The following is a 12,697-nucleotide window of genomic DNA, read 5'->3' as shown; positions in this document are numbered from 1 at the left end:
TTCAAGTCTTCAAATTTTCAAATTACACAAGCCTTATCCAATCTAAAAAGATCGACCCAGATTTCTCTTATTGCATGATGCTTTGTAAAAGAGATCGATGTCATAGTGTACTATGCATATACGATTTCGTTTGGAATGCTGTTGGGTCATATGATCCTGGAGGTTCTAAACACAGAGTGAAGCTTACCGCATGCGGTTGCTTGCACGCATTTCAGCAAACGTGAAGAGTGATTCGAGACTATTGTTCCACTTCCCCCAGGAAGTGCTTCTAAACGTTTGTGCCATGCGGTTAGTAAAGCAATACAGCTTTCGAATTTTTTTTATGATTATCCGGAAGACAGCATCCTTATTGGCTTTGATGATAACTTGAATGGATTAGTAGCGTTCGTGTGGTTGGTGCAAAAAATATTCGAATCGGATATTTTTAAGAGATTGAAATTATGTGGTATGGAAATTGGTGCGTAAACGATCAACCAAAAACTATGAAACTAACACGTACTTACTTTCGAGGTGAAATGTTTTGAAGACGTTATTGCAAATTCACAAAAGAGTTATGACAAGGAACTGAATTGTGTTAAGGATTTGAGATGTGTTGAAAGGTGTTTTGATTTCGTTAGAAAAGTAGTAGTAAACAGTATTGTATAAAATGGGTTTTTTTCAGTGAATCCTTGAATTAATTTTTTTATGAAAAATCTCTTAATTATTGTGGGCATGGTATGCCTCTCCCTATTCGCTAAGTCGCAAGAAATTGCACGTAGCTTAGTTGCCACTAATGGCAAAACAGTTGGGTTTTATGAATATAAACCCACGAGTTATACTACCTCGAAAAAATACCCTCTCATTATTTTCCTGCACGGAATTGGGGAACGTGGTAATGGTACAACCGACCTGTACAAGGTTAATGCAAACTGCATACCGCGCTATATTGCCGGCGGCAGCACCATGACTTTCACGAACCCTAACACGGGTGTAGCCGAAACATTCCTCGTGCTTTGCCCCCAATTAGACGTACAATACGGCAGTTGGGAAACATTTTATGTAGATGAAATGTTGAAATATGCCAAGTCAAATCTTAGTGTCGATCAAAATCGCATATTCCTCTGCGGTATAAGCCTCGGTGGTGGTGGTGTTTGGAAATATGCAACTAACTCATTAGCAAACGCTCAGCAGTTCGCCGGTATCATTCCATGCTGCGGAACAGGCGAGGGAACTTATTACTGCAACATTGCAGATGCAAAAACTGCAGTATGGGCTTTCCACGCAATGGACGATGGCACAGTAGGGGTGGGAAATACACAATATGCGCAAATCAAATTGGGGCAGTGTAACCCCACTGTACAGCCGAAGTTTACATACTATTCTTCTGGCGGACATGGCATCTGGGACATGGCGTTTGACCAGGGTCACGGATACCAGAATCCTAACGTATATGAGTGGATGCTTACATTGTCACGTGCTAATTTGGGTGGCACAACTCCTGTTGTTCCTGCAAACGTACTTCCGGTGGCGAATGCCGGTGCTAACCAGGCGATCACATTGCCTGTAAGCACTGTAACTTTAAATGGAACAGGTTCTACAGACAGCGACGGTTCAATTGCATCTTATTCATGGACAAAAGTTAGCGGACCATCTGCGGGAGTTATTACCTCTCCGTCTTCTTCTACAACAACTGTTACTGGTTTGATCGCAGGTACTTATGTTTACCAGTTAACAGTAACAGACAACTCTGGCGGAACTTCTTCGGCTAATGTAACAATCTCTGTTAACGCAGCTGCCATTGTGAATGTGGCTCCAACTGCTGTTGCGGGTGCAAATCAAACAATTACTTTGCCGACAAGTTCAGTAACATTGGATGGTAGCGCTTCTAAGGATCCTGACGGTTCTATTTCAAGATACGCATGGGCACAGGTAAGTGGTCCTTCTACATCAACTATCACTTCTCCAACTACTGCATCAACGCAGGTTACAAGTCTTGTTGCCGGAACTTATGTGTATCAGTTAACTGTATACGATAATAATGCAGCAACGGCTACCTCTAATGTAAGTATTACTGTAAATGCTGCAGCGCCTGGTAATAAGGCTCCTGTTGCAAACGCAGGAAATAATTTCTCTACGACCAACAATTATGCATACCTGAGCGGTGGTGCGTCTTACGATCCTGACGGCAGCATTGCAGCATGGGCATGGTCACAGGTAAGTGGTCCGAACACGGCGACATTGTTGTCTGGCAACACCATGTTCCCAACAGTAAAAGACCTGATTGGCGGTACATATGTTTTCCAATTAACAGTAACAGATAACCAGGGCGCTTCCGCATCTGCAACGGTTTCTCTTTCTGTAGGTGGAAACAAACAGCCCGTAGCGAGCGCAGGTGGTAACTTTAATGTGCAACTTCCTCAGGGAACTGTAACATTGGATGGCAGCTTGTCTTACGATCCTGATGGCACCATCTCGTCCTACTCATGGACAAAAGTGAGCGGACCAACCGGCGGAACTATAGTTACACCAACAGGTAAAACATCTCAATTGACAGGATTGATCGCCGGTACTTATATATACCAGGTACAAGTGACTGACAACGGTGGCCTTACAGCAACATCTCAGGTTACTGTAACAGTATTTGCTGCAAATAGTAATAATAAGGCGCCTTATTGCAACGCAGGTAACGGCTTCACGTCTGCAAACAACTATGTATATCTGAGTGGAGGCGCATCTTACGATCCTGATGGAAAGATCACATCATGGGCATGGAACGAGGTTTCCGGACCAAACACTGCAAGCGTACTTGGTGCAAATACAATGTTCCCGACAGTTCAGGGATTGATCGCAGGAACTTATGTATTCAACCTCGTGGTTACAGATGATTTGGGTGCTACAGCTTCCGCACAGGTTTCATTTACGATTACTTCGTCACTGGCAGGAACAGCTATCGCTTCTAATGCAAGTGTGGTATCTGCAGATACAAAAGCCGTTACTGCAACTTCAGCGCTTAGCCTGAGCCCTAATCCTGCACAGAGCTACGTGAACCTGGTGGTGAACAATGAAACTACCGGTAAAATGAAAGTAGTGATTTTCGACGCAACAGGAAAAGCTGCGAAAACAATTGAATATACTAAAGGACAATTCGATTTCCGTCAGCAAATTGATGTTACGGGCCTTTCACAAGGTGTGTATTACGTGCAAATAGTGCTGGATGGCAAATCACTGCCTACGCAGAAATTCGTTAAACTGTAAGTTAAGCAACTCCGTTTTTGGGCTGGCAGGTTTTAATACTTGTCAGCCCTTTTTTTGTAATTAAGAATAAGAATTCAATGTCGTTTAGTTAAGCAACTTTTCAATTACTTGGTTGCTATGTGTAGGAAAGAAAGACTGCTTGTCATCCCGACGAAGGAGGGATCTGCGTGATTGTTTACGCATAGTATTCGTTAGTGATAGGCCCAGATCCCTCGTTCCTCGGGATGACAAGCGAGATGCTTTTGTTTTTTCAAACCCTTAACTAAACGACTTTGAATTAGGAATTAAGAATTGTTCCCTTGCAACGGTCAATCTATTTAGTTGCATTGCCTTTATGTCCAAACAGAGCGGTGCAAGAATTAGCAGGCATGTCCCACAGAAAGAATTCTTAATTCCTAATTCTTAATTTGTTTTTCACTTATCTACAACCCATTTTCACGTTAAACTACTATCTGTATACGTATTTTCCGAACACCTAACGTGCTGTGATAAACGAAAATCTGCGCTAAATTTTTGAATCAAATATTCTGATTTCTAATCATTTGTATTTTTTCTATGGAAAAATACTTGCCCTGGCAGCATTTCTACAAAAGATTTTATACATGTTTTACGTTTTAAAAGCAGCTTGGGCAATGCTTATACCCAGATTATTTAATCCAATGTACGAGTATGAAAACAATTCTTCTCAGTGTGGGACTGCTGCTGGTAACGCTTGGCGTGTCTGCGCAGCAGGTGGCAAAGTCTCTTACCTATAACGGACTGTTTGTGGGTTTTTACGAATACAAGCCCACTTCTTACGGTTGGAGTTCTGCAAAAAAATATCCGTTAATGATTTTTCTTCACGGTTTCGGAGAAAGAGGAAATGGCACCACGGACTTGTACAAGGTAGCATTCAACGGTCCTCCATATAATATTGCTGCTGGTTCGAAGATGGCATTCACTGTCAATGGCGTAAAAGATACGTTCCTTGTTTTATCCCCTCAATTGAGCCTTACCTATACCGGATGGATCAATAGCTATGTGGACGCAATGTATAACTATGCAATGGCCAATCTGCAGGTAGATCCCAACAGAGTGTACCTGACGGGATTGAGCGCCGGCGGTGGCGGTGTATGGGATTACGTAACCAGCGACCCAACCAATGCGCCAAAGCTGGCAGCTATCGTAGTAAGCTGCGGTGTGGCGCCAGGCAACATGAATGGTATTTGCTACATGAACCAGGCGAATCTGCCTGTGTGGGCATTTCACGCCATGGATGATGGAACAGTGCCTGTAGGCTATACCCAAAGTATTATTGATAAGATGAACAATGGATGTACGCCTTCTCCTGATCCTTTGCCGCTGGCAAAATATTATCCATCCGGAGGACACGGCATCTGGGGATGGGTATACGATGAAACTCATGCTTATCAAAATCCAAACGTTTACGAATGGATGCTGATGCACACAAGAGCGTCTGCTCCAGTGGACGTGGCCCCAGTTTCAAAAGCCGGTAACGATACGATTATCGTGCTTCCTGCAAACACCGCATCCCTGAACGGGGGAGCTTCGTACGATGCTGATGGTTCCATTGCAGAATACAAATGGACAAAAGTTTCCGGTCCTGATAACTTTACTATTACATCACCATCCAGCAGTGCAACAACTGTTACAGGAATGGTTACCGGAACATATACATTTGTTTTGCGCACGTTGGATTATTACGGAAAGGCCGGTTATGATACGATGACTGTAGAGATCAAACCCGGCATTGGCGCAAACATACCTCCCGTATCTAATGCAGGAAATGATTTTAGTACCACGAACAACTATGCTTACCTGAGCGGGGGCGGCTCATACGACCCTGACGGTTATATTATCGCATACGATTGGAAGCAGTTAACGGGTCCTGCGATTACACTCGTTAATGCACAAAGTTCTTTCCCTACGGCGCAAAGCGTGGTTGGCGGCGTATTTAAATTCCAGCTTACTGTATATGATAACATGGGCGCAGCAACTTCCAATTTTGTAACGATGACCAATCCTACAGGATTGCTGCCAGTAGAGTTTTTGTACGTGAAAGCCACTAAAATCAGCGGAAAAAATACAGTACAGTGGGCGACTGATAAAGAGCTTAATACAGACCGTTTCGATGTGCAAAGAAGTGAAGAGGGAACAGTATTTACGACCATCGGAAATGTAACGGCTGCCGGCAGTTCTTCCGCTACGAAAGAATATACCTTCACAGATAATCAGTACTCAAAAGCAAAATATCTATACAGGCTGCAACAGGTAGATAAAGACGGGCAGGTAAAGTTTTCAAAAATCGTATCTGTGGCAGATGTTGATAACAAAGGCGGCGCAACAATTTATCCTAATCCGGTAAAAGAAAACCTGAATATCGCCATTAACAATACTGAAAAAGGAAATGGAGTGATCAATGTGTATGGAGTTGATGGTAAACTGATACAGCGCCAATCGTTCTATAAATCACAAACAGATTATTATACAAGCATCAATGCGCAAAGCCTCAAAGCCGGTATCTACTTAGTAGAAGTGAGTGTGGGAGACAAGTATAAAACGGTGGAGAGAATGGTGAAAACGAATTAATAATTAAGAATTAATAGGTGTAGCATTCCGCATGTAATCGACCTTAATGAATGTCCAACAGAGAGGAAACAACAAGCAAGCAAATGACGCCCTATTAATTGTTAATTATTAATTATTAATTACCTGAATGGTTTATAAAATGTCTTTGTGCCCAGTGCCAGCATTGGTTTATCGCCACTAGTGTCACCGTAACAATAAATTTCGTCGTACTCTTTTAAGTTGTAGCGTTGATTGATCAACGCTACTTTTTCTTCTCCGTAACAATTTCTTCCGTTTATTCTTCCGGTCATTTTATTGTTATGCACTTCCAGCGCAGTGCTGATCATTTTGAGGTTGTACTCAGTTGCCCATTTGCGAAACCAGTTAGACGCAGAAGCAGAAACGATAACCACTTCCGTGCCTTGTTCCAAATGTTTTTTTATCTCATGAATTGCTTTCGGGCGGATCATTTCAGGAAGTTTTGCCGTTGCAAAATCGTCGCATTTTTTTTGAAAGGAAATTTCATCGCTGCCGCCAAAAAAGAACTTCAATACTTTTTCCTTCGCAGTTTGGTTAGAAATAACCTTTGCCTTGAAAGCCACTAAATAAGGGGCATTCAGCAAAAAGCCAAAATAAAACCGTAAGCTGCCCTTATGGAACTTTATATTTTCCAGCAAGGTATCTTTCGTTGTGATCGTTCCGTCGAAGTCGAAAAAAGCGATACGTTTCATTTGTGAGAGATTTTAGAGAGGACGCTTAGGTTGTTAAGTCAAAAGTCAAAAGTAAAAATTCAAAACAGGGTCTCTCCGCTTTTGAATTTTTACTTTTGACTTTTGAATTTTCATCAGATGTTCATTTTCTTAAACATCGGCTCCGGTACATTTTTGATGATCAACATGATGTACTTCCACATCCATTTTGTGTAAATAGTATTTTTCTTTTTCTCAACCGCGTTAAACACCGCTTTTGCAACTTCCTCTGGCTGTGCGGTAAGAGGTTTGGGTAAAGGAAGTTCCTCTGTCATTTTTGTATACACGAAACCTGGCTTTACAGAAACGACATGCACGTTGTCCTTAAACAATTTATTTCTCAGACCCGCAAGATATGCGCTGAATGCTGCTTTTGCACTGCCATAGATCAATTTGCTCTGTCTGCCACGTTCGCCCGCAACAGAGCTGATACCAACGATCGTTCCTTTCTTCTGTGCGCTGTAATATTTCGCAGCAATATTTAAAATGGAAACAGCACCTGTGTAGTTCGTGTCGATCATGCGATGTGTAAGTTTCCAATCGTTCCATGCATCTTCTTCTTCGTACATCACACCGAACACGCATATGGTAACATCGGGCTTAACAGGCAGGCTGTCGAAAAAGCTTTGATGACTATCGTAATTCAGTGCATCAAATGCATGAACGGTACAATCAACATTGTACCTGATCTTTAAATCAGATTGAATCGGTGAAAGATGTTCAGTATTTCTCGCAGCGAGTTGCAACGCGTATCCATGGGCACCAAATTCTTTCGCAATAGCAACGGAAATGTCAGACGTAGCACCTAATAAAAGTACAGTTGGCATGTGGTTATATAAGAGTTTTCAATTGTGTTGGAAAAATTAAAAAGGCAAAAGTCAAAACTGGGCCTCCGCAATTTTTGAATTTTGAATTTTTACTTTTGACTTGTCTTCGTCTTTGGTTAATAATAATCTGTCGGACTGATGTGAGCGGAATTTAAAGTCCGGGTTGAACTTTTTAATGATCGCTTTGAATCTATCCAGGTGCGGATAACCCGCTTTAAGAACTTCGGGTTTCATTCTTGCATCTTTAGACATGTACAAGCGGCCACCATATTTCAATACAATTTGATCAAGTTCATCAAGGAATTCAAAAAGCCCCTTGCGCACAGGAATATCTAGTGCGAGAGTATAACCTTCAGTTGGGAAAGAAATCAGGCTCTCTTGTTTGCCGAATACTTTCAGCACAGCGAGAAAAGAGCCGATGCCTTTATCGCTGATACGATTTAAAATATCGATCAAACCTTGTTTCGCTTCCAGTGGCAAAACGAATTGATATTGTATAAAACCTGGTTTACCATAACCACGGTTCCAGTGTAGAATAGCATCGAGCGGATAGAAAAATGGCTCGTAAGAAACAACATTGTTGATCTCTTTCTTAAAATTCTTTCCATAATAAAGGAAGTTGAAAGCCTTAACGGTAAAGGTATTCAGCACCCATGAAGGAAGATTGAAAGGAAATGTGATCTGTTTCTTTTTAGGTAATTGCAGCGGATCGCTTTTTTGTTTGTCGTTAAGATCTTCAATCTTTGCATGTTCACCAAGGATGAGAATGCTTCTTCCAAAGTTCTTTCTTTTTTTCAAACAGTCGATCCAGGCAACAGAATAAGTGTAGTGCGCATAAGTATCGAAGAGTTGCAAAATCTCTTCGAGATTCTCCGCTTTAACTTGTTTCTGTTTTATAAATGAAGTTTCAATTTTTTTCAGATCAAAGATCACTTTTTCGATCACGCCGGTAAGGCCCATGCCACCGCAGGTTGCTTCGAACAGATCATTATTATTTGTAGGAGAGCAGGTGATAGTTTCACCGTTTGCCAGCAAAACATCCATCTCAATAACGTGATGAGAAAATGCGCCATCTACGTGATGATTTTTTCCATGTACATCACTTGCAATCGCACCGCCAATGGTTATATATTTAGTACCCGGAGTAACAGGAAGGAACCAGCCTTTCGGCACTATAATGTCAAGCACCTGATCCAGTGTAATGCCACTCTGGACCTCGAGCAGACCTTTCTCTGTATCGAACGATAAAACCTTGTCATACTTAAGTGTGGAAATAGTGTTGTCTGCCAAAGAAGCATCGCCATAGCAACGGCCGTTACCGCGTGCTATGTAGCTTTTCGGCTGAGCTACCAGTTTATCGAGTTCGTCTGTGTATGAAAATAATTTTTCATCACTCTCAATTACCGGATAGTTTCCCCAGTTGGCGATTTGCTTTTTCATAAAAAAGTTTTATTCTGTGGTGACTCGTACAACGGCAATATTTCAACAGTTGGGTAGAGATTGTTATGTATGCGCAACTGTTGGAGCCTTTGCTAGTACGATTTTAAAAAGGTTAATTCCTTAAGGTAAACAATCATGTAAAAACTGGCTATCCACAGTAATAAAGTGATTTGAATGAAGCGGTCTTTGTACAGGATTTCGGTTGGAGATCCGGCTTGGTTTTGAACCAATGTTAATTGCAAATATCGCATCAAGCCGGCAATTACAAAAATAGAAGTATAGTAAAGCTGATAAGTGCCCAATTTTTCTATAGTGAACGGTGATACACAATACATTATGTACGTAACAATGATGATGGCGCTAAACAATCCCAGCATGGTGTTCAGAAAATCGAGGTTATAACCTTTAATTGATTTGCGCATGTCTGTACCGGTTTCAATCTTCAAAAGAATGTCATCACGACGTTTGGCGATAGCCATGAACAACGAAAGCAGGAACACCATGAGATTCAACCACAATGATAGGTTGATGTGGGCAATAAGTCCACCGCCTTTTACACGAAGCACAAACCCAACTGCTATGATCATGATGTCGAGTATGGAAATATTTTTTGCACCAAATGAATAGGCAAGATTCATGACGAAATAAAAAGCCAGAACAAATGTGAAGTGCAACGTTCTATCTGCTAAGTAAGATAAGATGAAGCCTAAAATTGGAAGTAACACAAAAATAACAATGGCCGCCTGCTTGCTTACAGCCCCACTTGCCAAAGGTCTTTTGCTTTTTTTGGGGTGCTTGCGGTCATCCTCAATATCACGATAATCATTGATAATGTATATTGAACTCGCGACAAAGCTAAAAGCGAAGAAGCCAATAATAAGTGCAAGAATATTTTCTTTTGTGAGATGCTCAAAACCTGAAAAGATCAGGGGTATAAAAAGAAATAAGTTCTTGGCCCAGTCCTTAGGTCGTAACAATTTTATGTAACTGCCCATCAGTACGAATTTGGTTGGTTGTGTTTTAAAACTCCGGAAAATGCTTTTTCGCAAGCAGAAGGATATTGAACCTGCAAGGTCCCGGCGGATTGATTATAAAATTCAATGCCAAGATACTATATAAAGGTAGTTTGTGCAATACTTTGTAAAGAGATAACCATGTAGTAATTTTCGCCATCATTGACCAACAACCTTATTATGAAGCGAATATTAGCCTGGGCAGAAATTTTCCTGATTATAATCATAGCTTTTATACCCGTCTTTGGAACATTTCCGTATCGTTTGAATATTTTTCTTTCCTATGAAGGCGCTTATCGTTTATACCTTGGCGAAATGCCCTTCAGAGATTTTGGCATTCCTACAGGATGTATGTTTTGGGTTATTCCTGCTATGTTTTTTAAAATCTTTGGACCTCAATTAATCACTCTCGTGAAAGCGCAGGTACTAATCAATATCATGTCTGGACTGGCTTTCAGGTCAATATTAAAAAGTCTTTCTGTAAAGGAAGGAATACGTTTTGTATGTGTGAGCCTTTATGTTTTTTCTTTTTCGTTTCTCAATTACTGGCCATGGTATAACCACACAGTGATCGTGTATGAATTTGTGGGCATCGCTTTTATCTTGAAATTTATTTTTGGTGAAGGGCGCAAATGGCGCTACACTTATATGATAGCAGGTGTGCTGTTTACTCTCTGTTCTTTTTTTACCAAACAGGATGGCGGTGCGTTGGGTTATCTGATTTGTACTGCACTTGTTTGCTATAGTTCTTACAATGAAAAAGATTGGAGACAACCAATGTATTTCCTCGCAATCACAATAATCATCGGATGTTTGTTTGTTGTGCCATTTCTTAAATATGGTTTTGGCTATTGGTTCAATCATGGTCAGCCGCCACATTCATCACGCTTTTCAGCAATGGATATTGCTGATGAATTTTTTAGCGCTTCGCAATGGATAAAATTTTACATCGGTGTTATTATTGTTTTGTTGTTCGTTCAATACAAGAAGAAAGGTGCGAATGCTTTTTGGTCAAACAAGCCGTTGATCGTTTTTTCACTGCTTGCTTTAGGTATCCTCGTAGAAGCTGCTATATTTCAGGTGACAAGTTATGTGCCGCAAGACAATAATATTTTCTTTCACAGTTTTGCCATCGCATTTATACTGGTGCTTCTTGCAGAATATTTGCCGGTAAATTTCGAATCAACTTCTACTGTTGTTATTTGCACATTGGCTGTAATGCTTTGGTGGAGCCAGGTTTACTGGAGATATGTTTATAAATACGCGGAAATAATTTTGGGTCATAAGAAAACGGACCCCACGGTTGTAAACAAAAATACTTACCTCATTTTACCTGCCGATACAACCGACGTTCCATTGTTCCTGTGGCGCGGCATTGAACTTCCATCGTTTAAAGGAATGCTCTTGCCCGGCCCAACGGTTGACGGCGTTCATCGCATCATGCAAATGCCGGAAATTAAAAAGCCCGATGCAAAGGTGCTTAACATGAGCGAGCTTACATCTCTTGCAAACGATCTTCATTTTTCATTGGAAACCGGAAGCGAATATCCGTTGTGGTTCCACAAAGGCGTGGGTATGTTTGAAAAAGAAACGCAAATGTTTTGCGACCGCATCAAAAACAATTACTACGACATCGTGATGTTTGAATACATTCCTTACCTCAACAATTTCTATCCCTTCGAAGTACGCAGCACCTTGATGCAATACTACAAACGTGTAGATTCGTTTACTGCTCCCCGTAAGCCGAGTGGGCAAGCGTGGGTGGAAGTTTATGTGAGGAAATAGGAATTAGAGAAGCTTTGGTGTTGGCAGCACCCACACACTGTTGGCGCGGATATGTATCTTAGCTTGTGCGGCATGGCGTATCTGTGCCGGCAGTCATTAAAACCAAAGGGTTTAAGATTGACTTTTTTCTAAATTGCTCGTATCTATCTTTTGCGTTAACGCTTTTCTAAATCGCCTCGTAAACGAAGCAAAAACTCCGCCACCTTCAATCAATCTTCTATCACTCGTCCAGGCGAGAGCTTTGTTAGATGTAACTTTTTGTAGTTTGCCAAACTTTGTGCGCAGTTTATAGCCAAGATACCCGTCTTCATTTGTTCCCGGCGGATGTTCGAAACCGTTTACAGCAATCGCTTGTTCTTTGCGGTAGCAGGAGCTACAACCGTACACAAACATCGCTTCTTCTTTTGTTTTTGCCAGCCACCATTTGTATGGATCGCTGGAAGTTTCGTATAAGAAGTATAACAATCTTGGTGCTCCGCTTTCAGGAAAGAAAGCGAATTTGCCATAAGCCATAGAAATATTTTCATCCTTCAAAGGACTAGTCATTAGCTCCACCCAGTACGGCGTGTAAATTGTATCTGCATCTGCATTAATGATGAGTTTTCCTTTCGCTGCATGAAGGCCTGCCGTGCGTGCATTTTGCACACCTTGTTTCGTTTCCGTTATCACATTGGCGCCGCCACGTTCAGCGAGTTCTTTTGTTTTATCAAAAGAATTATTGTTGACGATTAATATCTCAACCGAAAGATTCGTTTGTGTTTTAGAAAGAGAAGCCAGTGTGCGCAAAATTTTTTCTTCTTCATTATAGGCAGGAATCACAACACTCACATCAATCTGATCTCCTTTTATAAGGCTCTGAATACCTTTTCTTATTTCATCAATATGTTCTAAAAAATAATTTTTATCGTGGTAATGAGTTGTAACGTATGATGGTGTAGTAATTGGTCGCATAAAGATGTAATGGTTCAACAAGATAGATTATTTGCGAGAAACGCTGAAATGCGGAATGTGAGAATTTGAAGATTTGAAGATTTGAAGATTTGAAAATGCTTTCTGTGCGGCATGCGTGGATGTTGTATGA

Annotated in this window: 8 protein-coding genes; 3 read left to right on the top strand and 5 right to left on the bottom strand. The window is 41.1% G+C overall.

What is annotated here, in order from left to right:
* Window positions 1-684 precede the first annotated feature (684 nt).
* The gene (locus QJ048_RS21030) at window positions 685-3,234 is read left to right on the top strand and encodes a PKD domain-containing protein (protein WP_282336400.1); all 2,550 of its coding nucleotides are present in this window, start codon (window positions 685-687) and stop codon (window positions 3,232-3,234) included.
* Window positions 3,235-3,903: 669 nt separating this feature from the next.
* Window positions 3,904-5,823 carry a PKD domain-containing protein gene (locus QJ048_RS21025; RefSeq protein ID WP_282336399.1) on the top strand — a complete coding sequence of 640 codons (1,920 nt, stop codon included), beginning with the start codon at window positions 3,904-3,906 and terminating at the stop codon, window positions 5,821-5,823.
* A 119-nt stretch (window positions 5,824-5,942) separates the two neighbouring features.
* On the opposite strand, the gene QJ048_RS21020 is transcribed toward QJ048_RS21025, so the two are convergent.
* From QJ048_RS21020 to QJ048_RS21005, 4 genes are all read right to left on the bottom strand, one after another.
* Window positions 5,943-6,533, bottom strand: coding sequence for an HAD-IB family hydrolase (locus QJ048_RS21020; RefSeq protein WP_282336398.1), 591 nt, complete (start codon window positions 6,531-6,533; stop codon window positions 5,943-5,945).
* A gap of 113 nt (window positions 6,534-6,646) precedes the next feature.
* The gene (locus QJ048_RS21015; protein WP_282336397.1) at window positions 6,647-7,378 is read right to left on the bottom strand and encodes an SDR family oxidoreductase; all 732 of its coding nucleotides are present in this window, start codon (window positions 7,376-7,378) and stop codon (window positions 6,647-6,649) included.
* Between the two features lie 51 nt (window positions 7,379-7,429).
* Window positions 7,430-8,818 (bottom strand): FAD-binding oxidoreductase, encoded by a 1,389-nt coding sequence (locus tag QJ048_RS21010; RefSeq protein ID WP_282336396.1) that lies wholly within the window; start codon window positions 8,816-8,818, stop codon window positions 7,430-7,432.
* A gap of 92 nt (window positions 8,819-8,910) precedes the next feature.
* Window positions 8,911-9,867 carry a decaprenyl-phosphate phosphoribosyltransferase gene (locus tag QJ048_RS21005; protein WP_282336395.1) on the bottom strand — a complete coding sequence of 319 codons (957 nt, stop codon included), beginning with the start codon at window positions 9,865-9,867 and terminating at the stop codon, window positions 8,911-8,913.
* Window positions 9,868-10,011: 144 nt separating this feature from the next.
* Here QJ048_RS21005 and QJ048_RS21000 point away from each other — a divergent pair, with 144 nt between their 5' ends.
* Window positions 10,012-11,616: a hypothetical protein gene (locus QJ048_RS21000; protein WP_282336394.1), complete on the top strand. Its 1,605-nt coding sequence runs from the start codon at window positions 10,012-10,014 to the stop codon at window positions 11,614-11,616.
* 111 nt (window positions 11,617-11,727) lie between these two features.
* Here QJ048_RS21000 and QJ048_RS20995 read toward each other — a convergent pair whose 3' ends face one another.
* Window positions 11,728-12,567, bottom strand: coding sequence for a glycosyltransferase family 2 protein (locus QJ048_RS20995; RefSeq protein WP_282336393.1), 840 nt, complete (start codon window positions 12,565-12,567; stop codon window positions 11,728-11,730).
* Window positions 12,568-12,697 lie beyond the last annotated feature (130 nt).

It is taken from the genome of Pinibacter soli (genome assembly GCF_029961145.1).
GTDB classification, from domain to species: Bacteria; Bacteroidota; Bacteroidia; order Chitinophagales; family Chitinophagaceae; genus Pinibacter; species Pinibacter soli.
The sequence above is the reverse complement of the archived record's forward strand: the minus strand, read 5'-3'. Positions and strand labels throughout refer to the sequence as shown.

Coding starts and splice junctions, on each gene's coding strand:
- QJ048_RS21030 (WP_282336400.1), top strand. CDS start 685: ATGAAAAATCTCTTAATTATTGTGGGCATGGTATGCCTCTCCCTATTC.
- QJ048_RS21025 (WP_282336399.1), top strand. CDS start 3,904: ATGAAAACAATTCTTCTCAGTGTGGGACTGCTGCTGGTAACGCTTGGC.
- QJ048_RS21020 (WP_282336398.1), bottom strand. CDS start 6,533: ATGAAACGTATCGCTTTTTTCGACTTCGACGGAACGATCACAACGAAA.
- QJ048_RS21015 (WP_282336397.1), bottom strand. CDS start 7,378: ATGCCAACTGTACTTTTATTAGGTGCTACGTCTGACATTTCCGTTGCT.
- QJ048_RS21010 (WP_282336396.1), bottom strand. CDS start 8,818: ATGAAAAAGCAAATCGCCAACTGGGGAAACTATCCGGTAATTGAGAGT.
- QJ048_RS21000 (WP_282336394.1), top strand. CDS start 10,012: ATGAAGCGAATATTAGCCTGGGCAGAAATTTTCCTGATTATAATCATA.
- QJ048_RS20995 (WP_282336393.1), bottom strand. CDS start 12,567: ATGCGACCAATTACTACACCATCATACGTTACAACTCATTACCACGAT.